A 26,537-nucleotide genomic window follows, 5' to 3' on the forward strand; every position below is an offset into this window, starting at 1 on the left:
GGATCCCTCGGCCGATGCGCACAACCTCAAGGCCCACAACCTCAAGCCCCTTGCCCGCACGCATCTTCCCCGCGAGAGTTCCGGTCGCAAGGCCATCGCACAAGGGGATCGCTTCGCGTATGGCAGAGTGACGCTTCCTCCGGGACACCGCAGGGCGGTGCCCAACCCTTCGCAACCGGTGCGTGCTGTCAAAACGTGCGCCCGGGCCGCCCTGACCCGATACAGCGGGAGCCCCCGTGTCCATCAAAGCCGCCCTGCACCACGTCACGCACTACACCTACGACCGGCCGATCGCGCTCGGTCCCCAGGTCATCCGGCTGCGTCCGGCCCCTCATGCGCGCACGGCCATTCCGGCCTATTCGCTGAAGGTCCTGCCCGCGAACCACTTCATCAACTGGCAGCAGGATCCGAACGGCAACTGGCTCGCCCGGCTCATCTTTCCCGATAAGACAAACGAGTTGAAGATCGAGGTCGACCTGACCGCCGACATGTCGGTGATCAACCCGTTCGACTTCTTCGTCGAGGAATACGCGCAGGCGCGGGGCTTCACCTACGCGGACGACCTCACCGCCGAGCTGAAGCCCTACCTCGTCCTCGACGAGGCGATGGCACCGGAAGTCGACGCATTCCTGGAGCGGCTGCCGGCCGAACAGAACACCGTGCTGTTCCTGGTGGCCCTCAACGCCCAGGTGGCGCAGGAGATCACCTACGGCGTCCGCATGGAGCCCGGTGTCCAGACAGCCGCCGAGACCCTGACGCTGAAGAGCGGCTCCTGCCGCGACTCGGCCTGGCTGATGGTGCAGATCCTGCGCCGCCTCGGGCTCGCCGCCCGCTTCGTCTCGGGCTACCTGATACAGCTCGTCCCCGACACCACCGCCGTGGACGGCCCGGCCGGAACCACCACCGACTTCACCGACCTGCACGCCTGGGCCGAGGTCTACCTGCCGGGGGCCGGCTGGATCGGTCTCGACGCCACCTCCGGCCTGCTCTGCGGCGAAGGGCACATCCCGCTCGCCGCCACGCCGCACTATGCCTCCGCAGCTCCGATCTCCGGGCTGGCGGAACCGGCCAAGGTCGAGTTCGGCTTCGAGATGTCGGTGACGCGCGTGGCCGAGGCGCCGCGCATCACCAAGCCGTTCTCCGAGGACGTCTGGGCCGCGATGGACGCGCTCGGCGAACGCGTCGATGCCGATCTGGTCGAGCAGGACGTGCGCCTCACCATGGGGGGTGAGCCGACCTTCGTCTCGGTGGATGACTTCGAATCCGCCGAATGGAACGCCGCCGCCGTCGGTCCGACGAAGCGGGGTCTGGCCGACAAGCTGATCCGGCGCCTGCGCGACCGCTTCGCGTCGGGCGGCATGCTGCATTACGGGCAGGGCAAGTGGTACCCGGGCGAGAGCCTGCCGCGCTGGGCCTTCGCCCTGTACTGGCGTCGGGATGGCGTGCCGGTCTGGCGGGACGCGGACCTCATCGCGGCGGAGGACGGTCCGCGCGACGCGACCATCCAGAAGGCCAAGGACCTCATCGATGCCGTCGCCCAGCGCCTCGGCCTCGGCGCCTACGTTCTGCCGGCCTTCGAGGACCCGATCTACTGGACCGAGAAGCGCGACGACCTGCCCGTCAACGTCACCACCGCCGAGCCGCACTACCCGAACCCGGAGACCAATGCCCGCATGGAACGGGTCTTTGCGCGCGGCCTGGGCGAGCCAGCGGGCTACGCCCTGCCGTTGGCGAGCCTTCCCACCGGCAAGGACGGGGACGCGGACCGTCTCTGGATCTCCGAGCCCTGGGAGTTCCGGCGCGGCCACGCCTACCTGACGCCGGGCGACTCGCCCGTCGGCTACCGCTTGCCGCTCTCGTCGCTGCCTTACGTACCGCCGGCGCACTACCCCTATTACCAGCCGCAGGACACGCTCGAGGTCCGCGACGCCCTGCCCGAAGGCCATCCCGGGACGAAGACCGTCAACGGATCGGGGGTGATGGGCGTCGCCGTGCGCACCGCCTTCGCCGTCGAGCCGCGCGACGGCGTGATCCACGTCTTCATGCCGCCGCTGCAGCGGGTGGATGAATACCTCGAGCTGCTCGGCCACTTGGAGGACGCCGCCTCCGCGTTGAAGCAGACCCTCCATATCGAGGGCTACGAGCCGCCCTTCGATCCGCGCCTGAACGTCATCAAGGTCACGCCCGATCCCGGCGTGATCGAGGTCAACGTGCATCCCGCCTCGACCTGGCGTGAGGCCGTCCGGATCACCACCGATCTCTATGAGGATGCCCGCCAGATCCGCCTCGGCGCGCAGAAATTCATGACCGACGGGCGTCACACCGGCACCGGCGGCGGCAACCACGTGGTGCTCGGCGGCGCGACGCCGAATGACTCGCCCTTCCTGCGCCGACCGGACCTGCTGAAGAGCCTCGTACTGTACTGGCAGCGCCACCCGGCGATGTCCTACCTGTTCTCGGGCCTCTATATCGGCCCGACGAGCCAGGCTCCGCGCATGGACGAAGCGCGCCACGACGGGCTCTACGAGCTCGAAATCGCCATGGCGCAGGTGCCCCAGCCCGACGAGCCCAACATCCCGCGCTGGCTGGTGGACCGTATCTTCCGCAACATCCTCGTGGACGTGACGGGCAACACCCACCGCTCCGAGATCTGCATCGACAAGCTCTACTCGCCGGACGGGCCGACCGGCCGCCTCGGGCTGCTCGAGTTCCGCTCCTTCGAGATGCCGCCGGACCCGCGCATGAGCCTGGCCCAGCAACTCCTGCTGCGCGCCATCGTGGCGTGGCTCTGGCGCGAACCTCAGTCCGGAGGCTGTGTCCGCTGGGGCACGGGCCTGCACGATCGCTTCATGCTGCCCCACTTCCTGTGGGCCGATTTCCTGACCGTGCTGGAAGATCTCTCGGCAGCCGGCTACGCGTTCGATCCGGCGGCCTTCGTGGCGCAGCGCGAGTTCCGCTTCCCGGTCTTCGGGACGGTGGAGCATGGCGGCGTCAAGCTGGAGCTGCGCCAAGCCCTCGAGCCCTGGCACGTGCTGGGCGAGGAGGGCGCGATCGGGGGCACCGTGCGCTACGTGGATTCGTCGGTGGAGCGGCTGCAGGTGAAGGTGGAGGGTTACGTGCCCGGCCGCCACATCATCACCTGCAACGGTCGCCGCCTGCCCATGACGGGTACGGGAACCGTCGGCGAGGCGGTGGCGGGCCTGCGCTTCAAGGCGTGGCAGCCGGCCTCCTCGATGCACCCGACCATTCCCGCGCAGTCGCCCCTCACCATCGACATCCTCGATGCGTGGAGCGGTCGCTCGCTGGGCGGCTGCCGCTACCATGTCAGCCATCCGGGCGGCCGAAACTACGAGACCTTCCCGGTCAACACCTACGAGGCGGAGGGGCGGCGCCTCGCGCGCTTCCAGGCCCACGGCCATACCCCGGGACCGGTTGCACTGCCGCCGGAGGAGACCAACCCCGAGTTCCCGATGACCCTCGATCTACGCGTTCCCGCACCAAGAGGCTTCAACGCTCCATGAGCGAAGCGGCCGCAGCGGAGGGTCAGGGACGGGCCGAGCGCCTCGCGCGCTGGACCTCCGCATACCGGCCGCAGCCGGGGGTACCGGACGAGTTCATGGGGGTGGATGGCCGGGCGAAAGGTGCCTGGCCGCGCTTCCTCGACCGCCTCGGGGACCTCGACGAAGGCGAGATCGGGGCCCGCTTCGTCTCCGCGGTGCGCCGCATCCGCGACACCGGCATCTCGTACCGGATCTACGGCGACAAGCGCGAGCATGCCTGGCCTCTTGGGTCGCTGCCCCTCGTCATCGAGCAGGCGGATTGGGAAAGCCTGAGCGCCGGCATCGTCGAACGCGCCGAACTCATGGAGTCGATCCTCGCCGACGTCTACGGCGCGGGACACCTCGTGGCGGAGGGCCTGTTGCCGGCAGCGGTGGTGGCCGGCAGCCCGGAATTCATGCGGCCGCTCGCCGGGGTCACCCCACCCGGCGGCCGCTTCCTCAAGCTCTACGCGGCCGACGTCACGCGCGGCCCCGACGGGCGCTGGCGCATCCTGGCGGACCGGACCCAATCCCCTTCCGGGCCGGGCTATGCCCTGGAGAACCGCCTTGTCCTCACCCGTGCCTTCCCGGACCTCCATGCCGACCTGCGGGTCGAGCGGCTCGCCGCGTTCTTCCAGGCTTTTCGCGATGGCTTGGCGGTCGGCGCGCAGCGGAGCGACCCGCGCATCTGCCTGCTGACCTCGGGGGTGTTCAGCTCGACGTATGTCGAGCAGGCGGCCCTCGCGCGGTATCTCGGCCTGCTACTGGTCGAGGGCGACGATCTCGTGATGCAGGACGGAGCCCTGCATGTCCGCACCGTATCGGGACTGAAGCGGGCCGACGTGCTCTGGCGGCGCATCGATTCGGATTACATCGACCCCCTCGAACTCAACCCGGCCTCGCGTCTCGGCGTGCCGGGCCTCGTGGAGGCCCTGCGCAACGGTAGCCTCGTGGTGGGCAACATGCCGGGTTCAGGGCTGCTGGAATCCGGTGCGCTCGCCGCCTACCTGCCCGCCATCGCCCGCCGCTTCCTCGGCAGAGACCTCCGTCTCGCCGGTCCGAAGACCTGGTGGTGCGGCGATCCGGATGCCCTCGCCGAGGTCCGCGACAACTTGGAGGCCTTGAGCCTGCGCCCGGTCGCGACCCCGCCCAAGGGCGCGGTGCGCGACGCGATCCTGGCCCCGCACGCCCTCGACGCCGAACGCGACCAGTTGCTGGCGGCGCTGCGTGACCGACCCTTCGACTACGTGGCGCAGGAAGCGATGCCGCTCGCCACCATGCCGGGTTGGGACCGGACGGGAGGCGCCCTCAAGCTGGTGCCGCGCCCCTTCGTGCTGCGGGTCTTCGCGGCGGTGACGCCGGATGGCTGGCGGGTGATGCCGGGTGGGTTCTGCCGTATCTCGGAACGGCCCGACGTGGAGCCCATGGAAATGCGGGCCGGCATCAAGTCGGCCGATGTCTGGGTCCTGTCGCGCGATCCCGTCGACGCGGTCACGCTGATCCAGGCGGGTCCGGCCCGGGTGCGTCGCATCGCCGGGCACCTGCCGTCGCGTGCCGCCGACAACCTGTTCTGGTTCGGGCGCTACGTCGAACGGGCCGAAGCCGTGATCCGCCTCGTCATCGCGCATCTCGGTAGCGTCGGCTCGGCCGTGATCGCCGACATGGCAGGCGACGCCAAGGCGCCGACGGCGCTCCGCATCCGCGCCCTTCTCGACGAGTGGGGTGCCATCGCGGCGCCCGACCTGCCCACCGCCGCACTCGCCCAGCAGGCGCTGAGCAGCCCCGATGCCTATGGCTCGGCCCTGCGCCACAGCCTCTCGGCCCGGGCCAATGCCGCGACCCTGCGCGAGCGCCTCTCCGGCGAGGCGTGGCGGGCGCTCGCCGACCTCAAGGACGTCCTGGAGATCGATCCGGCCCAGGGGCAGCCGGAGGCCCAGCTCCTCGGACTCGCCGAGCGGGCGCTCAGCCACATCGCGGCCCTCTCGGGCCTCGCCCAGGAGAACATGAACCGCACCGCGGGCTGGCACTTCGTCGATCTCGGCCGGCGCATCGAGCGGGCGATCAACACCTTGAGCTTCGCCACGCGCTTTGCCGGCGATGCCGCGAGCGCCGAAGACCTCGGCGTCATGCTGTCCCTCTGCGACGCCCACGTTTCGTTCGGCGCCCGCTACCTGCAGGGCGTGGCGCTGGAGCCGGTGCGCGACATGGTGCTCCTCGATCCGTTCAACCCGCGCTCGGTGGCCTTCCAGGTTGAGGCGATCGCGCGGCACCTTCGCGATCTGCCGGTGCTGCGCGCGGACGGCCTGCCCGAACCGCACCAGCGCCTTGCAGCCAGGCTCGCTTCCGAATTCACCACCGGCGAGGCCGCAGAGTTCGATGGCGCCGCCCTGACCCGGCTGGAGAACGAGGTGGAGCGCCTGGCCGATGCCATCGCGACCCGCTACTTCCCGAATGGGCCGCACGCCCTGCGCCCGGAAAAACTCATGGGGCTCGCGTGATCTACACGCTGCGCCACCTCACCACCTATCGCTACACGCGGCCCGTGCGCTTCGCACGCTGCACCTTGCGCCTGCGCCCGCGCGACGGCGAGGGCCAGACGGTGCTGGACAGCCGGCTGACGATCAGTCCGGATCCCGCCACACGCGTGGTACGGCGCGACTATTTCGGCCTCGACGTGGTGGCGGCGACCATCGATGCCCCCCATACCGAGTTGCGCGTCGAGGCCCTGTCGCGGGTACGGGTGGAGCGTGATCCGCTGCCCGCGCCGGAATCCGGCCGCCCCTGGGAGCAGGTCCGGGACGACTCCGTCACGGGCGCGAGCCTTCGCCCGGAAAGGCCGGTGCATTTCCAGTTCCCGAGCATGCGCGTGCCCCTGGTTCCGGCGGTGACGGACTATGCGCGGCCGAGCTTCCCGCCCGGACGCAGCGCCTATGGGGGTGCCTGCGACCTGATGCGCCGCATCCGGGCGGATTTCCGGTTCGATTCGAAGGCCACCACCGTCCACACCCCCCTGGCGGAGGCCTTCGCCCTGCGCGCCGGGGTCTGCCAGGACTTCACGCACATCATGATCGCGGCCTTGCGCGGGATCGGCCTGCCGGCCGCCTATATCAGCGGCTACCTGCGTACGATCCCGCCGGCGGGCCGCCCCCGCCTGCGGGGCGCGGATGCGAGCCATGCCTGGGTCTCGGTCTGGTGCGGCGACAGCTGGATCGGCCTCGATCCCACCAACGGGATCGGCATGTGCGACGACCACATCGTGGTGGCGCGCGGCCGCGACTACACCGACGTTTCCCCCATCGACGGCATGGTGTCCTCTTCGGGACCGCAGAAGCTGAAGGTCGAGGTCGACGTGGTGCCGGACGGTGAGCCGATGCCCGAGCATCCGGCGATTCCCGAGGCCGCTCCCGCCTGAAACCGCCTGCCTCAGGCGGCGGCCCGCTTCTCGACCACCGTCGTCTCGGCGATATCCGCAGGCTCATAGAGCCAGCGGGCCATCGCCCCCGCCGCCATCGCGCCTACGATCGGCGCCAGCCAGAACAGCCAGAGCTGCGACAGGGCCTCACCGCCCGCGATCAGGGCCGGCCCCGTGCTGCGAGCCGGGTTGACCGAGGTGTTGGTGACCGGGATCGAGATGAGGTGGATCAGCACCAGCGCGAAGCCGATCGGGATGCCGGCGAAGCCGACCGCGGCGCCCTTGGAGGTCGTACCGATAATGATGAACAGGAAGAAGAATGTCGTCAGGGCTTCCATCACGAGGCAGGCTTCCAGGCTGTAGCGGCCCGGACTGAGTGCGCCGTAGCCGTTCGAGGCGAAGCCGTTCGGGACCCAACCGGCCTTGCCCGTGGCGATGCTGTAGAGGACGCCCGCCGCGAGGATGGCGCCGATCACCTGCGCGACGATGTAGGGCAGCACGTGCCGGGTCGCGCAACGCCGGGCCGACCACAGGCCCAGGGTGACGGCGGGGTTGAAGTGACCGCCGGAGATGTGGCCGACGGCGTAGGCCATGGTGAGCACGGTAAGCCCGAACGCGAACGCGACGCCCAGGAACCCGATTCCGAGTTCGGGAAACGCGGCAGAGAGGACGGCGGCCCCGCAACCGCCGAAGGTCAGCCAGAAAGTGCCGAAAAACTCCGCCGTCGCGCGCCGTACCGTATCGTGATCCATGCTCGACCCTCCCGCTGCCAGGATCCGCGAGACGCTTACGCGGAGGGCGCGAAGATATTCAGCTTCGCGCATCTCGAGACCGCGTCAGGCGCGCAAGTACACGCCTCGGTTCGCTTGCCCTCGGCAAGAGTTGCATGGTGGGGAAGGTGCCGTAATCATCACGAATTGCCGGCATCGCGGGGGTTGATTCTGCTGCAGGCACGACCTCCAGTCGACGAAATCACCCAGATCCTCTCCATTGACGCCTATCCGGCTCTCTGTACTGGGGAGCCGATCGATCGCTGGAAAACGAGGTCGGCGGCGCTCAGACTGTCCGGGCCGTGAACAGGCGGAACGCCTCGAGCGTCTCGGCGCTCACATGATGCTCGATGCCCTCGGCATCGCGGCGCGCGATCTCGGGGCTGACCCCAAGGGCGCACAGAAACTGCTCGACGATGCGGTGGCGCTCGCGACTCTGCACGGCGAGGGCGTGGCCCGCTTCCGTCAGGAACACCCCGCGATAGGGGCGCTGCTGCACCAGCCCATCCTCGGCCAGGCGCTTGAGCATCTTGGCAACCGTGGGTTGAGCGACACCGAGGCGGGCGGCGATATCCACCTGCCGCGCCTCGCCGCCATCACCGATCAGGTCGGCGATGAGCTCGACGTAATCCTCCACGAGTTCGAGGCGGCGCGCTTCCCGGGCCTGCCGGAAGCTCTCCACGTGGATATCGGGGTCCACGAGGGCCGTATCGGGCGCGGGGGACGTCGAATCCTGCATCTGGCCGGCGAACTCCCCCATCCGGCGCGCCTGGGGGGCGGCCTGGAGCAGGGTTGTACCGAAGCCGCGCGCCGGATGGGAGCCCCCCGGCGTGGGAAAGCCCCCTCAACCCCGCAGTTGCGCGACGAATGCCCGGGTGAAGCGCGGCAGCTCCGCGAGCGCGCGTACGCAGATCGTGAGGTCGCGCAGGGCCCAGGGATCCTCCAGGGGCACGATGGCGATGGGCATCGTGCGGGCGGCGCGGGCGGCGGTCGTCTGCGGCACGATGCCGAGCCCGACGCCGCAGGCGACGAGGCGGCAGATCGCATCGAAGCTGCGCAACTGCACGCGCAGGCGCATGGGCGGGCGTCCCGTCCGCGCCGCCTTGTCGGCGAGGAAGCGCGTCAGGGCGCTGGTGCGGTCGAGCCCGACGAGCGGGTGCTCGATGACCTCGGCAAACGCCACCGATGCCCGGGCGGCGAGCGGGTGGTCGGGGGCCGCCACCATCACGAAGCGATCCTGGCGGAAGGGATAGGTTTCGAGCGCGCCGGTATCGACAGTGCCAGCAACGATGCCGAGGTCGGCCGAGCCCTCCGCCACCAGTCCGACGATCTCGTCCGAGGTGCGCTCCTCGATATCGACGCTGACCCCGGTCTGCTGGGCGAGGTAGGCGCTCAGGACCTCGGGCAGGAATTCCGTGAGCGCGTTCGTGTTGGAAACGAGGCGGATCTGCCCCACCGTCCCGCCTGAGAACGCGGCGAGATCCTCCTGCATCCGGTCGATTCGGTCGAGGAGCCCGCGCGCGTGGGCGAGCAGGCTACGCCCGGCGGGTGTCGGGACCACGCCCTGCCGGCCGCGTGTGAGGAGCGCCGCGCCCAGGGTCTCCTCCATCGTCCGGATGCGGACGGAGGCGGCGGCCAGGGCGAGGTTGGCCCGCGCCGCGCCGTGGGTGATCGAGCCCGCCTCGACCACGTGGCGGAACAGGCCGAGATCGACGAGGTCGAAGCGCATCATCGCGGCCGCCGAGCCCTCTTCATGATCGTCTCCCTCCGTGCACGAGCACGTCCCGAGAGTTGGAACGTCCCGAGCGTCAGGACTTCCTTAACCCTGCGGCCGCATTCTGCCGACATGGTGGTCCGTCGTCGCGTCCGTGCTGTCCTGATGCCCCTCGGCCTCTACGCCGTGTCGGGCCTCGTCGTGGGCTTTTTCGTGCATCAGGCCGAGAGCGGCAACCGTGGCCTGGAGGCCAAGCGCGCCCTCAAGATCCAGGCCCGGGCGCTCAACCAGGATCTCGCCGCGGCGAAAGCCGACCGCGCGGTCTGGGAGCATCGGGTGGCGCTCCTGCGCAGCGACCAGATCGACCGCGACCTTCTCGAGGAACGGGCCCGCGTGATGCTGGGCCGGGTCCACGCCAACGACGTGGTCATCATCGACCCGTGAACGGCGTGGGCCGCGAGGACCCCTCCATCCCAACCTTTTGGCCGCGCCTGACAACTCCTCCGTTCTGTCGGGAGGCCGGCCTCGCTTTCCCCGGAGGCGTGTCCTAGAACCCCGTGAGAACAGATGTTCCCCTGGGAGTTTGCCGATGGTTGCCGCGAAGGATGCAGGCCGAGCCGCGTCCGACAAACGCCTTCCGGAAACAAAACAAGCCGAGACGTCCACCGACGGCCCAGCCGCGACCCACGCGCCGGCTCCGAATGCACCGCAGTTCACGCGGGAGGAAGACCTCCACGCCTACCACGAGATGCTGCTGATCCGCCGCTTCGAGGAGAAGGCCGGGCAGCTCTACGGCATGGGGCTGATCGGCGGCTTCTGCCACCTGTACATCGGCCAGGAGGCCGTCGTGATCGGGATGCAGATGGCCTCGGTCGACGGTGATCAGGTCATCACCGGCTACCGCGACCATGGCCACATGCTCGCCTGCGGCATGGACCCCAAGGGCGTGATGGCCGAGCTGACCGGGCGGCGCGGGGGCTACTCGCGCGGCAAGGGCGGCTCGATGCACATGTTCTCCCGTGAGAAGCAGTTCTTCGGCGGGCACGGCATCGTCGGCGCGCAGGTCTCGCTCGGCACCGGCCTCGGCTTCGCGGATGCCTACCGGAAGAACGGCAAGGTCAGCCTGACCTACATGGGCGACGGTGCCGCCAACCAGGGACAGGTCTACGAGAGCTTCAACATGGCGCAGCTCTGGAAGCTGCCCGTGGTCTACGTCATCGAGAACAACCGCTACGCCATGGGCACTTCGGTGGCCCGCGCGTCGGCACAGACCGACTTCTCCCGCCGTGGTCTCTCGTTCGGCATCCCGGGCGAGCAGGTCGACGGCATGGATGTGCGCACCGTGCGCGAGGCGGCCACGCGCGCCATTGAGCACGCGCGCTCCGGCGAAGGCCCTTACATCCTCGAGATGCAGACCTACCGCTATCGCGGCCACTCGATGTCCGATCCGGCCAAGTACCGGACCAAGGACGAGGTCTCGAAGATGCGCGAGGAGCACGACCCCATCGAGATGGTGCGCAAGCGCCTGATCGAGATGCACGGGGTGCCGGAGGCCGAGCTCAAGGCCACGGACGCCAAGGTACGCGAGACCGTCAACGAATCCGCCGAGTTCGCCACGCACGATCCCGAGCCGGATCCGGCCGAACTGTGGACCGACATCCTGCTGGAAGCCCGCGCCTGAGACGCCGGCCGCCGCTCACGCGTGCGGCCGCGCTCCCGCCTTCGTAAGGGCTGACCGCCTCATCCTCGATCGACGAGTGTTCCATGGCGACCGATATCCTGATGCCCGCCCTCTCTCCGACGATGGAGGAGGGCAAGCTGGCCAAGTGGCTGAAGAAGGAGGGAGACCCGGTCAAATCCGGCGACGTTCTCGCCGAGATCGAGACCGATAAGGCGACGATGGAGGTCGAGGCGATCGACGAGGGCGTCCTTGCCAAGATCCTCATCGAGGAGGGCACCGAGGGCGTGAAGGTCAACACGCCGATCGCCGTCATCGCCGCCGAGGGCGAGGACGTGTCGGCGGCCTCCGCAGGCGGTACTCCGAAGGCCGAGGCGTCCGAACAGAAGGCGCCGGCTCCCGACATGCAGGCCGAGGGCCAGGCACAGGCTCCCGCGCCCACCGCCAAGACCGCCGACGACAAGCCCAACGCACCGGCCGCCCCCGCCACCATCACCAACAAGGCGCCCGCGCCGGTGATGGAGGAATTCCCGGAGGGCACCGAGATGGTTACCACGACCGTCCGCGAGGCCCTGCGCGACGCCATGGCGGAGGAGATGCGCCGGAGCGAAGACGTCTTCGTGATGGGCGAGGAGGTCGCCGAGTACCAGGGCGCCTACAAGATCACGCAGGGGTTGCTGCAGGAGTTCGGCGCACGCCGCGTGGTCGACACCCCGATCACCGAGCACGGGTTCGCCGGCATCGGCGTCGGCGCGGCCTTCACCGGCCTGCGCCCCATCGTCGAGTTCATGACCTTCAATTTCGCCATGCAGGCGATCGACCACATCATCAACTCGGCCGCCAAGACCCTCTACATGTCCGGCGGCCAGCTCGGCTGCCCCATCGTGTTCCGGGGGCCCAACGGCGCGGCCGCCCGCGTCGGCGCCCAGCACAGCCACGACTACTCCGCCTGGTACTCGAACGTGCCCGGCCTGAAGGTGATCGCGCCCTACACCGCCTCCGATGCCAAGGGCCTGCTCAAGGCCGCGATCCGCGACCCGAACCCGATCATCTTCCTTGAGAACGAGATCCTCTACGGGCAGAGCTTCCCGGTGCCGAAGCTCGACGATTTCGTCCTGCCCATCGGCAAGGCGCGGATCCACCGCACCGGCAAGGACGTGACCATCGTCTCCTTCTCCATCGGCATGACCTACGCCCTCAAGGCGGCGCAGGCGCTCGCCGAGGAGGGCATCGAGGCGGAGGTGATCGACCTGCGGACCCTGCGCCCCATGGACACGGACACGGTAGTCGAATCGGTCAAGAAGACCGGCCGCTGCGTCACCGTGGAGGAGGGCTTCCCGCAATCGGGCATCGGCGCCGAGATCTCGGCGCGCCTGATGGTCGATGCCTTCGACTACCTGGACGCGCCCGTCCTGCGCGTGACCGGCAAGGACGTGCCGATGCCCTACGCCGCCAACCTCGAGAAGCTCGCGCTGCCGAACGTCGCCGAGGTGATCGAGGCGGTGAAGGCGGTCTGCTACCGCTGAGGGCCGTGCGCGTTCACCTCCCACTCTCCCCGCGCCGGGGAGAGACCGGAGACGAGATGATGACCGAGAAATTCGAAGAACTCTCCGCCCCGCCGGATGCCGTCGAGAACGGCGGCATCGAGGTTCTGCGCGCCAGCGTCGTGGATGGCGCCGTGAGCATCGCCTTGCGGCGCTCCTTCGACGATCCGGCCACATGGGGCCGGCTCCTCGTGGACCTCGCCCGCCAGGCGGCGCGGGTCTACGCGCTCGAGACCGAGATGTCGGAGGAGGAGGCCTTCGCGCGCATCCGCGCCGGCATCGAATCCGAGAGCCTCGACCCCGACGCGCCCATTCTGAACTGACCGCCCACCGACGCCGCCCGCTGACGCTCAGGATCCTTCGCCCATGCCCATCAACGTCCTGATGCCCGCCCTCTCGCCCACGATGGAGAAGGGGACCCTCGCCAAGTGGCTGAAGAAGGAGGGCGACGCCGTGAAATCCGGCGACGTGCTCGCCGAAATCGAGACCGACAAGGCGACGATGGAGGTCGAGGCCATCGACGAGGGCGTTCTTGCCAAGATCCTGGTGGCCGAGGGCACGGCGGACGTGCCGGTGAACGACCTCATCGCGATCATCGCAGCCGAGGGTGAGGACCCGGCGAGCGTGCAGGGGGAAGGTGGCGCGAAACCCGAGGCGAAGGCCGAGGCATCGAAGACCGAAACCCCGAAGATCGAGGCGACGAACGAGAACGCGACGCCCGGCGGTGGGACGATGTCCTACGCCCGGGTCAACGAGGCGCCGGACGGAGCCAAGCCTGTCGGTGAAGCCAAGCCTGCCGGTGAAGCCAAGCCCGGCGGGAATGCGCCGGCCGAGGGCGCCCGCGTCTTCGCCTCGCCGCTCGCCCGCCGCATCGCCAAGCAGGAGGGCGTCGACCTTGGCACTGTAACGGGGTCCGGCCCGCGCGGACGGGTGATCGAGCGCGATGTGCGTGCGGCGCTCGCCAGCGGCACCGGCAAGGCGGCCCCCGCCGCGGCCCCGAAAGCCGCCGACGCTCCGAAAGCGGCAGCGGCTCCCGCGCCGGCGACACCGGCCAAGGCCACAGCCCCCCTCGGACTCACGGTCGATCAGGTGCGCGGCTTCTACGCGAAGGGCAGCTTCGAGGAAGTGCCCCTCGACGGCATGCGCAAGACCATCGCCAAGCGTCTCACCGAGGCGATGCAGGTGGCGCCGCACTTCTACCTGACGGTGGATTGCGAACTCGACGCGTTGATGGCGCTGCGCGAGCAGCTCAACAAGAGCGCCGGCACGACCAAGGACGGAAAGCCGCTGTTCAAGCTTTCGGTGAACGACTTCGTCATCAAGGCGATGGGCCTTGCGCTGATGCGGGTGCCCGCCGCCAACGCGGTCTGGGCCGAGGACCGGATCCTGCGCTTCAACAATGCCGAGGTCGGCGTGGCGGTGGCCATCGACGGCGGCCTGTTCACGCCGGTGATCCGGCGGGCGGACCAGAAGACGCTGTCCACGATCTCCAATGAAATGAAGGACTTCGCGACCCGGGCGCGGGCCAAGAAGCTGAAGCCCGAGGAGTACCAGGGCGGCGTCACCTCCGTGTCCAACCTCGGCATGTTCGGGATCAAGCACTTCACGGCGGTGATCAACCCGCCGCAATCCTCGATCCTCGCGGTGGGGGCGGGGGAAAAGCGCATCATTGTGCGCGACGGTGCACCGTCCGTTGCACAAGTGATGACCGCGACATTGTCCTGCGATCACCGCGTGCTCGACGGGGCGCTCGGCGCCGAGCTGATCTCGGCGTTCAAGGGGCTGATCGAGAATCCGATGGGCATGCTGGTGTGACCGGAGCCCGCTGACCCGTCCCCAAGATCGGCAATCACCCCCGGCCCCGCACAAGGGGGAGGGGAGCAGGAGCCCGCACATGGCCGAGACCTATGACATCCTCATCATCGGCGCCGGCCCCGGCGGCTACGTGGCCGCGATCCGGGCGGCGCAGCTCGGGTTCAGGACGGCGGTGGTGGACCGCGAGCATCTCGGCGGCATCTGCCTGAACTGGGGCTGCATTCCCACCAAGGCCCTGCTGCGCTCGGCCGAGATCTACCACTACATGCAGCACGCCGGGGATTACGGGCTGTCGGCCGAGAAGGTCGGGTTCGATACCGCCGCCATCGTCAAGCGCTCGCGCGGGGTCTCGACGCGGCTGAACGGCGGCGTCGGCATGCTCCTGAAGAAGAACAAGGTCGACGTGATCTGGGGCGAGGCCACCGTCACGGCCGCCGCCAAGGGCAACCAGCCCGGCCAGGTGACCGTCAAGGAGACGGCGCGCGCCCCGGCCCCGAAGGGCGCGCTCGCCGCCGGCACGTATGCGGCCAAGCACATCATTGTCGCCACGGGCGCGCGGCCCCGCGCCATCCCGGGTATCGAGCCGGACAAGAAGCAGATCTGGACCTACTACGAGGCCATGGTGCCCGAGACCATGCCAAAGAGCCTGCTGGTGATGGGCTCCGGTGCCATCGGCATCGAGTTCGCCTCGTTCTACCGCACCATGGGCGCCGAGGTGACGGTGATCGAACTGCTGCCGCAGATCCTGCCGGTGGAGGATGCCGAGATCGCCGGGCTCGCGCGCAAGCGCTTCGAGAAGCAGGGCATCAAGATCCTCACCGGCGCCAAGGTGACGAAGGTCGAGAAGGCCGCCGACGCGGTCACGGCCACCGTCGAGACCACCGACGGCAAGTCTCAGCAGCTCACGGCGGAGAAGCTGATCTCGGCGGTGGGCGTCGTGGGCAACATCGAAGGCATCGGCCTGGAGGCGCTCGGCGTCACCATCGAGCGCGGCATCGTGGTCACCGATGGGCTGGGCCGCACCAACGTGCCCGGCCTCTACGCCATCGGCGACGTCGCCGGCCCGCCCATGCTCGCCCACAAGGCCGAGCACGAGGGCGTGCTCTGCGTCGAGACGATCAAGGGCCTGCCGACCCACGCCATGGACAAGGCCAAGATCCCCGGCTGCACCTACTGCCAGCCGCAGATCGCCTCCGTGGGCCTGACCGAGGCCAAGGCGAAGGAGCAGGGGTTCGCCGTGAAGGTCGGCCGCTTCCCCTTCGCGGGCAACGGCAAGGCCATCGCGCTCGGCGAGCCGGACGGCCTCGTGAAGACGATCTTCGACGCCAAGACCGGTCAGTTGCTCGGCGCGCACATGGTCGGCGCCGAAGTCACCGAGCTGATCCAGGGCTACGTCGTCGCCATGAACCTGGAGACCACCGAGGAAGACCTGATGCACACGGTCTTCCCGCACCCGACGCTCAGCGAGATGATGCACGAGAGCGTGCTGGATGCGTATGGGAAGGTGATCCACACCTGATCGCCCACACCCGGAGGCGTCATGGCACGCGTCCCGTAGGTTCGGTGACGCGACGGAGAACGGACGATGGATGGGCATGTCTACGGCGCGCTGGGTCAGCCGGGCGTCGGTTTCCTGATGGCGATCGTGATCGGGGCCCTGGCGGGCTGGCTCGCTGAACGGTTCACCGCAGCCAATATGGGCCTGATCGCCAATATCGTGATGGGCATCCTCGGCGGGCTGCTCGGCAACTATCTCGCCCACAAGCTGCACATCCCGGTCTTCGGGTTCTGGCGCAACCTGCTCTCCGCAACGATCGGGGCGATCATCATCATCACGATCTATCGGGCGATCGCCGGCCGTCGAGACTGACGCCATCTAAGCTCCTGACGAACCACGCCCCCTGTCGCGCCCTTCCGACGCGGTGGGTTTGCGGAGGCGGGCGTCACGCCTTAAGTCGAGGCCACGTGCCGGCGTCCCCCGGACGAATTCCGTGGATTGTCATGGCCGTCGTCCTCGACCTGCTTCGCAACGATCAGCGTCCGCGCCACCCCGAGAAGGCGCACCGGCCCGACAAGCCGATCCAGCGCAAGCCCGACTGGATCCGCGTCAAGGCGCCGGGCTCCAAGGGGTGGGACGAGACCCGCAAGATCGTGCACGAGCATGGCCTCGTCACGGTCTGCGAGGAGGCGGGCTGCCCCAATATCGGCGAGTGCTGGGAGAAGAAGCACGCCACCTTCATGATCATGGGCGACACCTGCACGCGGGCCTGCGCCTTCTGCAACGTGCGCACCGGCCTGCCCGAGGGGCTCGACGCGGGCGAGCCGGACAAGGTCGCGGATTCCGTGGCCAAGCTCGGCCTGCACCACGTGGTCATCACCTCCGTGGACCGGGACGACCTCGCCGACGGCGGGGCCGAGCACTTCGCCCGCACCATCCGGGCGATCCGGGAGCGCAGCCCGGCCACCACCATCGAGGTGCTGACCCCGGACTTCCTGCGCAAGGCCGGCGCCCTCGAAGTCGTGGTGGCGGCGCGGCCCGACGTCTTCAACCACAACATGGAGACGGTGCCGGGCAATTACCTGACGGTCCGCCCCGGCGCGCGCTACTTCCACTCGGTGCGCCTGCTCCAGCGGGTGAAGGAACTCGATCCCACCATCTTCACCAAGTCCGGCATCATGGTCGGCCTCGGCGAGGAGCGGAACGCGGTGGTCCAGCTCATGGACGACCTGCGCTCGGCGGACGTCGACTTCCTCACCATCGGCCAGTATCTCCAGCCCACCAAGAAGCACCACGAGGTGGTGCGCTTCGTGCCCCCGGACGAGTTCAAGGGCCTGGAGACCACCGCCTACACCAAGGGCTTCCTGCTCGTTTCGGCGACGCCCCTGACCCGCTCCTCCCACCACGCCGGTGAGGATTTCGCAAAGCTGAAGGCGGCCCGTCTCGCCCGCATCGCCAACACCTGAGTCTCGATGCCCTCATTCCGGATCAACCGCGCGGTGCGGCACTCGCCGCGCCAGATGTACGACCTCGTGGCCGACGTGGAACGCTATCCGGACTTCCTGCCGCTGTGCGAATCGCTGCGGGTGCTGCGCCGCCAGCCGGGACCGGACGGGGGCGAGGTGCTCGTGGCCGAGATGGGCGTGGGCTACAAGGCGATCCGCGAGCGCTTCACCACCCGCGTGACCCTCGAGCCGGAACATCTCCGGATCGTGGCCGAGTATATCGACGGCCCGTTCCGGCATCTCGAGAACCGCTGGTCGTTCCGGGACGCGGATCACGGCGGCTGCACCGTCGATTTCTTCATCACCTACGAGTTCAAGAGCCGGACGCTCGGCCTCCTCATGGGGACGATGTTCGACCGGGCGTTCCGCAAGTTCACCGACGCCTTCGAGGCGCGGGCGAACCGGGTCTACGGGGCGGCCTGACCGTCGGCTGAGGCGCGGGGCGGACCGCGTCTTCAGGCCCGCGCGCACACGAAGAGCACGCGAAGCCCCCGCCTCATCCGATCTCCACGCCGCCGGCCTGCCGCTCGAAGAGGCTCCGGTACGACCCGCCCTCCCGGGCGAGCAGATCGGCATGGCTGCCATCCTCGACGATGCGGCCGCCCTCGAACACCAGGATCCGGTCGAGCGTCCGCACGGTGGAGAGCCGGTGCGCGATCACGATGGCCGTGCGGCCGCGCATCAGGCGCTCCATCGCCTCCTGGATCAGCGCCTCGGATTCCGAATCGAGGCTGGAGGTCGCCTCGTCGAGGATCAGGATGGGGGCGTCCGCCAGGAAGGCGCGGGCGAGCGCCACCCGCTGGCGCTCGCCGCCGGACAGCTTGACGCCCCGCTCGCCCACCAGCGTTGCATAGCCCTGCGGCAGGCGGGCGATGAAATCGTGGGCATTCGCGAGCCGGGCTGCCTGCGCGATCGCCTCCGACGAGGCGCCCGGGCGCGCATAGGCGATGTTCTCCGCGAGCGAGCGGTGGAACAGCACCGGCTCCTGCGGCACGATCGCGATCTGCCTGCGCAGGGAGGCCTGCGTCACCCCGGCGATGTCCTGCCCGTCGATGCGGATGCAGCCGCCGGTCACGTCGTAGAGGCGCTGCACCAGCTTGACGAAGGTGGTCTTGCCGGAGCCGGACCGCCCGACGAGGCCGACCCGCTGCCCGCCGGGGATATGGACGGAGAGGTCGGCATAGAGCGGCCGCGCATGCGTGCCGTAATGGAAGGTCACGGCTTCGAAGCGCAGGTCGCCGCCCCGCACGGCGAGGGGCGTGGCACCCGCGCGGTCCGCGACCCCGTAGGGCTCGGCATCGAGGGCGACGAGTTCCTCCATCTCGTTCACCCCCCGCTGCACCCGGTTGATGTGCCCGCCGATGTCGCGCAGGTAGCCGTGGACGACGAAGTAGGTGGTCAGCACGTAGGCGACGTCGCCGGGGCTCGCCGCGCCGGTCCACCACAGCCAGAGCACGGTGCCGACGATGGCGGTCCGCAGGGCGAGCAGGAGCGCGAATTGCGCGGTGATGCTCCAGGTGATCCGCATCCAGGTGCGACGCGTGCGCCGGCTCCACTTGCCGAGGAGCCGGCCGAGGCGTGCATCCTCGCGCGCCTCGGCACCGAAGGCCTTCACCACCGCGTTGGCCCCGACGGCGTCGCTGAGCGCGCCGCCGATGCGCGAATCCCAGGCGTTCGAGATCTGCGCCGCCGGGGCGATGATCCGCGTGGCGAGGACGAGCACGATGCCGAGATAGAGGAGCGTTCCCACTCCGATCACCAGACCCATGACGGGCCATTGCTGCCCGAGCAGGATCATGGTGCCGATGAGCACGACGAAGGCGGGCAGCAATTCGAGCAGCAGCGTGTCGTTCAGGCCTTCGAGCGCCCACATCCCGCGTGAGATCTTGCGCACCGTCGAGCCCGAGAAGCTGTTGGCGTGCCAGTCGGTCGAGAGGCGCTGGACCCGGTGGAACCCGGCCTGGGCCACCGCCTGCATCGTATCGAGGGTCAGGGGCACGACGAGGGCCCAGGACAGGTGCCGCAGCGCGAGCGTGACGAGGCCGAGCCCCGCCATGGCCGCGAAGGCGATCAGCGCCTCCGAGCGGGCGGCCAGGCGGTCGCTGCCCGAGAGGGCGTCCACCAGCCGTCCGGCGAAGAGCGGGAGGAAGACGTCGGCCAGGGTCGCGCCGACGATCGCCGCCACGATACCGGCCACGAGCGCCGCGCGTCGGCGCCACTGGCGCACGAGGAAGGCGAGGACGGCGCGATAGGCCTGCGCGCCCTTGGAACGGGGGACTGACATGGAAGCGATCCCGGCGCGGGCGACGCGCCGGCTCCGTGGGTGGCCAGGGCGCGCGAACGCTGCCGGCTGCAGGCGAGAGAGGTGACGTGGGTTACGAAACGGCCTCGCGCAAGCGCGCGGGCGGCGTCAGACAGGCCGGCGGATAGGGCGCGGACGAGCCGGGAAGGTGATCGAACCGAACGTCATGCAGCCTCCCCTCGGATTTTGAAAAGCACGCGACCGCCATCGTCAGGCGGCATGAGTCGCAGCCTCTCAGGCGAGCATGTCGGTTTCAAGACGTGGGCGTGAGCACGGATTCGAGGAGCCCGATCGCGTCGGCGACCGCCTGACGTCGGATCTCGGTTCGACCCGGATCCCCGTAGCGCCGCTCGAGGTGCCGCACGGATGCGTCGCGCGATGCGAGGCCGAAATGCACGAGGCCGACGGGCTTCCCCGCGCTGCCGCCGCCCGGTCCGGCGATTCCGGTGACCGCAACCGCCACCGAGGCGGGGGAGTGCCGCAGCGTGCCCTCCGCCATCGCCTGCGCCACGGGCGCGCTGACCGCGCCGTGGGCCGCGATGAGGTCGGCGGGTACGCCGAGGCTCTCGGTCTTCGCCGCGTTCGAGTAGGTGACGAAACCCCGGTCCAGCACCGCCGAGGAGCCCGGGATCGCGGTGAGCAGCCCGGCCACGAGCCCGCCGGTGCAGGATTCGGCCGTGGCGATCGTCAGCCCCGCCGCCGCATAGGCGGCGACCAGGGCCTCCGCGCGCGCCAGCAGGGCGGGGTCGTCGATCACGAGCGGCGCTCGGCCGTCTCGTCGGCGGCGTTCAACTCGGCGGCGACCTCGGGCAGCCGGACCGTGGCGGCGGCCTGCGCCGCCAGACCTTCGGCGCGGCCGACGAAGCCGAGCTTCTCCGTCGTGGTGGCCTTGATCGAGACGGCGCTCAGCGGCACCCCGGCGATCGCGGCGATGCGGGCGCGGATCGCCTCGCGGTGGGCGCCGATCCGGGGGGCCTCCGCGAGGACCGTGATGTCGAGATGGTCGATCTTGCCGCCGCGCGCCCGGACCAGTTCCACCGCATGGGCCAGGAAGCGGTCGGAGGAGGCGCCGCGCCACTGCTCGTCGCTCGGCGGGAAATGCGTGCCGATATCGCCGTCCGCGATGGCCCCGAGCAGGGCATCGGTGAGGGCGTGCAGGGCGACGTCGCCGTCCGAATGGGCCAGCACGCCGCGATCGGCGGGGATCTTCACGCCGCCGAGCCAGACGTGGTCGCCCTCGGTGAAGGCGTGTACATCGAAGCCGGTGCCGAGGCGGGTGACGTAGTTGGTCATGGGGGAAACCTCGCTCGGTGCGGTGTGGGTCACGGCGGAGAAGCCGCGATCGGCCTCGATCAGGTCGGCCGGCTGGGTGATTTTACGGTTGCGCGGGTCGCCTTCGAAGACCACGACCGACAGACCCGCCCATTCGGCCAGGGCGCCGTCATCCGTGAAGGCGTGAAGCTCGGCCTGCGCGGCGCGGCGATGCGCGTCCCGCAGGGTCGGATAGGCGAAGGCCTGGGGAGTCTGGACCGCGCGCAGGTGTTCGCGCGCCGGCGTCTCGCGAACGCGCCCGGTGCCGTCGCCGAGATCCTCCACGCGCTTGATCGTGTCGGTGACGGCGATACCCGGCACGGCGGCCCGGTGGTCGCGTCCGGCCACCAGCGCGCGTTCGATCAGGGCCACATCGACGTGCGGGCGGGCCGCATCGTGGACGAGGACGAGGTCGGGCGCGGCAGCCCCGTCGAGGGCTTCGAGCCCGGCGCGGACGGATTGCTGGCGGGTGGCGCCGCCCGGCACCGGTTCGGCAAGCTTGGCGCGGGTCGCGGCGTCGAGATCGTCGAGGCAGGCGCGGTAGAAGTCGGCGGCGTCCGCTGCGATCACGGGCTGGATGCGGACGATGCCGGGATGCGCGGCCAGGGCGGTCAGGGTGCGCGTTAGCACGGCCTGTCCGCCGACCCGGCGATACTGCTTGGGCGTATCGCCGCCGATGCGGATGCCGCGACCGGCCGCGACGACCACCGCTGCCGCATTCCACGCGGTGCCGGACATGATTATGCTCCCGCGCTTCGGGTTCGTGTAGGACCACCCAGGCGTGTATCGATGCGCCGCCGCTACGCAGGGCTTCGATCATCCGCGCGGCGGGACGGCCTGTCGTTTAAGCGTGGGGCAAGGCGAAATCAAATCCACGAGATCCCTTGCGCCGGGGCGCGAATTGTCTATTCGTTGAGCACAATGTCATCTGATGATTATTTGAGCGTTCTGCGCTCGCGCACGTCCGGAAGAGCCGGTGCCAGAGAGGGCGGGCGATCCGTCCCGGTTCTCTTGGCGCCGCTGTCCGGCGTCACCGACCTGTATGTCCGGCGCATCGCCCGGCGCCTCGGCGCCAGCGCCGTGGTCTCCGAGATGGTCGCGGCGGCCGAACTGGCGCGCGGCGACCAGGAGGCGCAGCTGCGCGCCGAGGGCAGCGGGGTCGATCCCCACATCGTCCAGCTCGCCGGCTGCGCGCCCGAGCCGATGGCGGAGGCGGCCCGGATCGCCGAGGCGAACGGGGCGGATGTCATCGACATCAACATGGGCTGTCCGGCCAAGGTCGTCACCGGCGTGGCCTCCGGGTCCGCGCTGATGCGTGACATCGAGGGCGCGACCCGCATCCTCGCCGCCGTCCGGGCGGCGGTGCGGGTTCCGGTCACGGTGAAGATGCGCCTGGGCTGGGACCATGCCTCTCTGAATGCGCCCGACCTCGCACGCCGGGCCGAGGCGCTCGGGCTCGACGCCGTGACGGTGCACGGCCGCACCCGACAGCAATTCTACAAGGACCGAGCCGACTGGGACGCGATCCGCGCCGTGGTCGATGCGGTGACGATCCCCGTCATCGCCAATGGCGACGTCACCTCGCTCGACGCGGCGCGGACCTGCCTCGCGCGCTCCGGCGCCGCCGGGCTCATGGTGGGGCGCGCGGCGGTGGGCCGGCCCTGGCTCGTCGGCGCCCTCGCGGCGGGTCTCGCCGGGCGCGCCGCGCCCGCCCTGTCGGCCGGCGATAAGGCCGCCCTGGCGGTCGAGCATTACCAGGGGCTGCTCGCGCTCTACGGGCCGCGCATGGGCGTGCGCCACGCCCGCAAGCACCTAGCGGCCTATGCCGAGGCGGGCGGGGGCTTGAGCGGGGAACAACGCATGCAACTCCTCACCACCCTGGACCCGGCCCTGGCCGCGGACCTCCTGGCCCGCGCCTTCACGGGTCAGTCTGCAGCTGCGACGCATCGGACGATGGGTGAAGCCGCATGAGTTCGGGCAAGCCGATACCGCCTCGGGGCAACCCACGCGCCGAGGGGGTCGCACCCACCAGCGAGGCGGTGATCAACGCCCTGCCGCTCCCCGTCCTCGCGGTGGGCCCGGATGACCGCATCCTGCACGTGAACCATGCGGGCGAGACGTTCTTCGACCATTCCGCCCGGCTGATGCAGCGGCGGCGCCTCGCCGACATCATCCCCTTCGCCTCGCCGATCATCGCGCTGGTGGCGGAGGTCCGGCGGCGCCGGGCCAGCGTCAGCGAGTACGGCGTCGAGCTGACGCAGCCCCGCTCGGGCGCGGAGCGCAGCGTGGACGTCTTCGCGACGCCGCTGGGCGACGACGAGGAGGTGGTGGTGCTGATGCTCCAGGAGCGCACCATCGCCGACAAGATGAACCGCCAGCTCACCCACCGGGGCGCGGCCCGTTCCATGGTGGCGCTCGGCGCCATGCTCGCCCACGAGATCAAGAATCCCCTCGCCGGCATTCGCGGCGCCGCGCAACTCCTCGAGCAGTCGGGAACCGAGGACGACCGCCTGCTGACCCGGCTGATCTGCGACGAGTCCGACCGGATCGTGCGCATCGTCGAGCGCATGGAGCTGTTCGGCGACGAGCGCCCGGTGGAGCGCAGCGCGGTGAACGTGCACGGCGTGCTCGACCAGGTGAAGCGCTCGGCGCAGTCGGGCTTCGCCCGCCATATCCGCTTCGTGGAGACCTACGACCCGTCGCTGCCGCCGGTGCTCGGCAACCGCGACCAGCTCATCCAGGTCATCCTCAACCTCGTGAAGAACGCCGCGGAGGCCATCGGCGCCGATGCGGTGGACGGGGAGATCACCCTCTCGACCGCCTTCCGCACGGGCCTGCGCCTGCAGGTGCCGGGGTCGCGCGAGCGCGTCAGCCTACCGATCGAGGTGGCGGTGCGCGACAACGGGCCGGGCGTCTCGGGGGATCTCCTGCCCGACCTGTTCGATCCGTTCGTCACCACCAAGGCGCAGGGGTCCGGCCTCGGACTTGCATTGGTCGCCAAGATCGTCGGAGACCATGGCGGCATCGTCGAGTGCGATCCGGTCCCGCGACGAACCACCTTCCGTCTTCTTCTCCCCATGTCGAGCGCCCGCGACGGGCGCGAATCGTCCGCGGAGCCGTAGAGTCTCGTCATGCCCAACGGACACATCATCGTCGCGGATGACGACGCCGCCATCCGCACCGTCCTCAACCAGGCCCTGTCTCGGGCGGGCTACGAGGTCCGCTCCACCGGCAACTGCGCCACGCTGTGGCGCTGGGTGGCCGAGGGCGCGGGCGACCTCGTCATCACCGACGTGGTGATGCCCGACGAGAACGTCTTCGACCTGCTGCCGCGCATCAAGCGCGTGCGGCCGGAGCTGCCGATCATCGTCATGAGCGCGCAGAACACCTTCATGACGGCGATCCGCGCCTCGGAGCGGGGCGCCTACGAATATCTCCCGAAGCCCTTCGACCTGAAGGAGCTGATCGCCATCGTCGGCCGCGCCCTGTCGCGCCCGCGCGGGACCGCGCCGGCCGGGACCGACCCCGGCAACGAGGACATCCCCCTGGTCGGGCGCTCGCCGGCGATGCAGGAGATCTACCGGGCGCTCGCCCGCCTGATGCCGACCGACCTCACCGTGATGATCACCGGCGAATCCGGCACCGGCAAGGAACTGGTCGCCCGCGCCCTGCACGATTACGGCCGCCGGCGCACCGGACCCTTCGTGCCCGTCAACATGGCCGCCATCCCGCGCGACCTCATCGAGTCCGAGCTGTTCGGCCACGAGAAGGGTGCCTTCACCGGCGCGCTGTCGCGCTCGGCCGGCCGCTTCGAGCAGGCCGAGGGCGGCACGCTGTTCCTCGACGAGATCGGCGACATGCCGATGGAGGCCCAGACCCGCCTCCTGCGCGTGCTGCAGCAGGGCGAGTACACCACCGTCGGCGGCCGGGTGCCGATCAAGACCAACGTCCGCATCATCGCGGCCACGAACAAGGACCTGCGCGTCTCGATCCAGCAGGGGATCTTCCGCGAGGATCTGTTCTTCCGCCTCAACGTCGTGCCGCTTCGGCTGCCCGCGCTTCGGGAACGCTCCGAGGACGTGCCGGACCTCATCCGTCACTTCTTCGTCCTGGTGGAGCGCGAGGGCCTGAGCCGCAAGCAGCTCGACGGCGAGGCCATGGAGCGGCTGAAGCGCTACCGCTGGCCCGGCAACGTGCGCGAGCTCGAGAACCTCGTGCGGCGCCTCGCGGCGCTCTATCCGCAGGAGACCATCACCGGCCCGGTCATCGAGGCCGAACTCGACACCCTGCCCCTGGCGCAAAGTCAGCAGAACGGCACGGGCGGCGCGCGTAAGCCGAGCGGCGAGGCGGAGACCCTGTCGGCGGCGGTGGAGCGCCACCTCGCCGAGTATTTCGGCGGCTATCGCGACACGCTGCCCCCGCCCGGACTCTATCACCGCATCCTGCGCGAGATCGAAGGCCCGCTGATCGGAGCCGCCCTGGCCGCCACCCGTGGCAACCAGATCCGCGCCGCCGAATTGCTGGGCGTGAACCGCAACACCCTGCGCAAGAAGGTCCGCGACCTCGACCTGCAGGTGTTCCGCAACGCGCGGTGATCGCGCGCGAGGCGGCCGAGCCGGAGGCGGCACGGGCGCCGCTGTTCCACTTCAGCGAGGATCCGGACATCCGGGTCTTCGTACCGCGCGCCGTCCGGGTCGCTATCGACCGGGGCCCGGCGCGCGCCTGGCTGAACGGCCCCCTGGTCTGGGCGATCGATGCGGCCCACAGCCTGCTCTACCTGTTCCCACGCGACTGCCCCCGGATCGTGATCTGGCCGACCGCCGACACGACGCCGGAGGACCGGCGGACGTGGTTCGGCGACGTCTCGGGCCGTGCGGTCGCCTATGTCGAGGAGGCCTGGGCCGATCGGATCGCCACCTGGACGATCCAGCGCTACCGGATGCCGCCCGAGACCTTCGAGCCCGCCGGCGACCCCGGCACCTGGGTCTCGCCCCACCCGGTCGTTCCCGACACCCGCGATGCGCTCCACGATCTGCCCGCCGTGATGGCGGCGGTGGGCCTGGAGCTTCGCATCCTGCCGCGCCTGACGCCCCTCGCGTCGATCTGGCGATCGAGCCTGCACGCCAGCGGCATCCGCCTCAGGCATGCGCAGGATTGGGTGACGCCGGAGGGCGGACCACCACGCCCGATATGACGGCGCGTGCCCGCCGCCATCCCACCGTCCTGCGGCCAGCCAGGTCTCCCTTCCGCCGCGGCTGAGGGCTTTCACGGGAAGGATGCGCTGATCGTCACCGTCGTCACGGGCCGACGCCTCATCGTCCGCTCCAACGCCCTCTTCAAAGACAGGAAAACCGTTACCGAAGGCAACCTCACGGCTTGACGCGCAATACAGTCGCCAGCTGATCGCTCCGAGGCCGTGCCCGCAACGCGTTACCTTTCCTTCGGGGGA

23 protein-coding genes are annotated in these 26,537 nt (G+C 69.8%); 17 read left to right on the top strand and 6 right to left on the bottom strand.

The genetic code is table 11. The features are described from left to right. Positions 1-236 precede the first annotated feature (236 nt). The 3 genes from OF380_RS16880 to OF380_RS16890 are packed head-to-tail and all read left to right on the top strand — an operon-like array spanning position 237 to position 6,951. Positions 237-3,521: a transglutaminase family protein gene (locus OF380_RS16880; RefSeq protein ID WP_264045953.1), complete on the top strand. Its 3,285-nt coding sequence runs from the start codon at positions 237-239 to the stop codon at positions 3,519-3,521. Further along, a complete protein-coding gene (locus OF380_RS16885; RefSeq protein WP_264045955.1) occupies positions 3,518-6,037 on the top strand; it encodes a circularly permuted type 2 ATP-grasp protein in 2,520 nt (839 codons plus the stop codon). The genes OF380_RS16880 and OF380_RS16885 overlap by 4 nt, the downstream gene beginning before the upstream one ends. After that, positions 6,034-6,951, top strand: a complete 918-nt coding sequence (locus OF380_RS16890; RefSeq protein ID WP_264045957.1) for a transglutaminase family protein — start codon at positions 6,034-6,036, stop codon at positions 6,949-6,951. The genes OF380_RS16885 and OF380_RS16890 overlap by 4 nt, the downstream gene beginning before the upstream one ends. A gap of 11 nt (positions 6,952-6,962) precedes the next feature. Here OF380_RS16890 and aqpZ read toward each other — a convergent pair whose 3' ends face one another. From aqpZ to OF380_RS16905, 3 genes are all read right to left on the bottom strand, one after another. Then, on the bottom strand, positions 6,963-7,703 hold the full coding sequence (gene aqpZ, locus OF380_RS16895) for an aquaporin Z (protein ID WP_264045959.1): 741 nt from the start codon (positions 7,701-7,703) through the stop codon (positions 6,963-6,965). A gap of 304 nt (positions 7,704-8,007) precedes the next feature. Next, entirely contained in the window at positions 8,008-8,481 is a 474-nt protein-coding gene (mntR, locus tag OF380_RS16900) for a manganese-binding transcriptional regulator MntR (RefSeq protein ID WP_404810469.1), read from the bottom strand. An 84-nt stretch (positions 8,482-8,565) separates the two neighbouring features. Then, positions 8,566-9,453, bottom strand: coding sequence for a LysR substrate-binding domain-containing protein (locus OF380_RS16905; protein WP_264045962.1), 888 nt, complete (start codon positions 9,451-9,453; stop codon positions 8,566-8,568). A 114-nt stretch (positions 9,454-9,567) separates the two neighbouring features. On the opposite strand from OF380_RS16905, the gene OF380_RS16910 reads away from it, so the two are divergent. From OF380_RS16910 to OF380_RS16950, 9 genes are all read left to right on the top strand, one after another. Beyond that, positions 9,568-9,879: an FtsB family cell division protein gene (locus tag OF380_RS16910; protein ID WP_264045964.1), complete on the top strand. Its 312-nt coding sequence runs from the start codon at positions 9,568-9,570 to the stop codon at positions 9,877-9,879. 145 nt (positions 9,880-10,024) lie between these two features. Continuing rightward, complete coding sequence (pdhA, locus tag OF380_RS16915; protein ID WP_264045965.1) at positions 10,025-11,116, top strand: pyruvate dehydrogenase (acetyl-transferring) E1 component subunit alpha; 1,092 nt, start codon at positions 10,025-10,027, stop codon at positions 11,114-11,116. Between the two features lie 83 nt (positions 11,117-11,199). Then, complete coding sequence (locus tag OF380_RS16920) at positions 11,200-12,639, top strand: pyruvate dehydrogenase complex E1 component subunit beta (protein ID WP_264045967.1); 1,440 nt, start codon at positions 11,200-11,202, stop codon at positions 12,637-12,639. Positions 12,640-12,698: 59 nt separating this feature from the next. Then, positions 12,699-12,980, top strand: a complete 282-nt coding sequence (locus tag OF380_RS16925; protein WP_264051362.1) for a DUF5076 domain-containing protein — start codon at positions 12,699-12,701, stop codon at positions 12,978-12,980. A 43-nt stretch (positions 12,981-13,023) separates the two neighbouring features. Then, a complete protein-coding gene (locus tag OF380_RS16930; RefSeq protein WP_264045969.1) occupies positions 13,024-14,472 on the top strand; it encodes a pyruvate dehydrogenase complex dihydrolipoamide acetyltransferase in 1,449 nt (482 codons plus the stop codon). A gap of 79 nt (positions 14,473-14,551) precedes the next feature. Further along, positions 14,552-15,991: a dihydrolipoyl dehydrogenase gene (gene lpdA, locus OF380_RS16935; RefSeq protein WP_264045971.1), complete on the top strand. Its 1,440-nt coding sequence runs from the start codon at positions 14,552-14,554 to the stop codon at positions 15,989-15,991. A gap of 66 nt (positions 15,992-16,057) precedes the next feature. Beyond that, positions 16,058-16,342, top strand: a complete 285-nt coding sequence (locus OF380_RS16940) for a GlsB/YeaQ/YmgE family stress response membrane protein (RefSeq protein ID WP_264045973.1) — start codon at positions 16,058-16,060, stop codon at positions 16,340-16,342. Between the two features lie 131 nt (positions 16,343-16,473). Next, entirely contained in the window at positions 16,474-17,436 is a 963-nt protein-coding gene (lipA, locus tag OF380_RS16945; protein WP_264045975.1) for a lipoyl synthase, read from the top strand. Positions 17,437-17,442: 6 nt separating this feature from the next. Continuing rightward, entirely contained in the window at positions 17,443-17,898 is a 456-nt protein-coding gene (locus tag OF380_RS16950) for a type II toxin-antitoxin system RatA family toxin (RefSeq protein WP_264045976.1), read from the top strand. 73 nt (positions 17,899-17,971) lie between these two features. Here OF380_RS16950 and OF380_RS16955 read toward each other — a convergent pair whose 3' ends face one another. From OF380_RS16955 to OF380_RS16965, 3 genes are all read right to left on the bottom strand, one after another. Then, positions 17,972-19,759 carry an ABC transporter ATP-binding protein gene (locus OF380_RS16955; protein ID WP_264045978.1) on the bottom strand — a complete coding sequence of 596 codons (1,788 nt, stop codon included), beginning with the start codon at positions 19,757-19,759 and terminating at the stop codon, positions 17,972-17,974. Positions 19,760-20,030: 271 nt separating this feature from the next. Continuing rightward, complete coding sequence (locus OF380_RS16960) at positions 20,031-20,534, bottom strand: CinA family protein (protein WP_264045981.1); 504 nt, start codon at positions 20,532-20,534, stop codon at positions 20,031-20,033. Then, positions 20,531-21,826: a bifunctional 2-C-methyl-D-erythritol 4-phosphate cytidylyltransferase/2-C-methyl-D-erythritol 2,4-cyclodiphosphate synthase gene (locus OF380_RS16965; RefSeq protein WP_264045983.1), complete on the bottom strand. Its 1,296-nt coding sequence runs from the start codon at positions 21,824-21,826 to the stop codon at positions 20,531-20,533. Before OF380_RS16965 ends, OF380_RS16960 begins: the two co-directional genes overlap by 4 nt. A 183-nt stretch (positions 21,827-22,009) precedes the next feature. Here OF380_RS16965 and dusB point away from each other — a divergent pair, with 183 nt between their 5' ends. From dusB to OF380_RS16990, 5 genes are read left to right on the top strand one after another with little or no spacing between them, the layout of a single operon-like run. Next, on the top strand, positions 22,010-23,059 hold the full coding sequence (gene dusB, locus OF380_RS16970; protein ID WP_264045984.1) for a tRNA dihydrouridine synthase DusB: 1,050 nt from the start codon (positions 22,010-22,012) through the stop codon (positions 23,057-23,059). Further along, positions 23,056-24,210, top strand: coding sequence for a two-component system sensor histidine kinase NtrB (locus OF380_RS16975; protein WP_264045986.1), 1,155 nt, complete (start codon positions 23,056-23,058; stop codon positions 24,208-24,210). Before dusB ends, OF380_RS16975 begins: the two co-directional genes overlap by 4 nt. Before the next feature lie 9 nt (positions 24,211-24,219). Further along, on the top strand, positions 24,220-25,683 hold the full coding sequence (gene ntrC, locus OF380_RS16980; protein ID WP_264045987.1) for a nitrogen regulation protein NR(I): 1,464 nt from the start codon (positions 24,220-24,222) through the stop codon (positions 25,681-25,683). Next, positions 25,680-26,282: a DUF6886 family protein gene (locus OF380_RS16985; protein WP_264045990.1), complete on the top strand. Its 603-nt coding sequence runs from the start codon at positions 25,680-25,682 to the stop codon at positions 26,280-26,282. The genes ntrC and OF380_RS16985 overlap by 4 nt, the downstream gene beginning before the upstream one ends. A gap of 6 nt (positions 26,283-26,288) precedes the next feature. Then, a complete protein-coding gene (locus tag OF380_RS16990; protein WP_264045992.1) occupies positions 26,289-26,468 on the top strand; it encodes a hypothetical protein in 180 nt (59 codons plus the stop codon). Positions 26,469-26,537 lie beyond the last annotated feature (69 nt).

This window comes from Methylobacterium sp. FF17, from assembly GCF_025813715.1.
GTDB classification, from domain to species: domain Bacteria; phylum Pseudomonadota; class Alphaproteobacteria; order Rhizobiales; family Beijerinckiaceae; genus Methylobacterium; species Methylobacterium flocculans.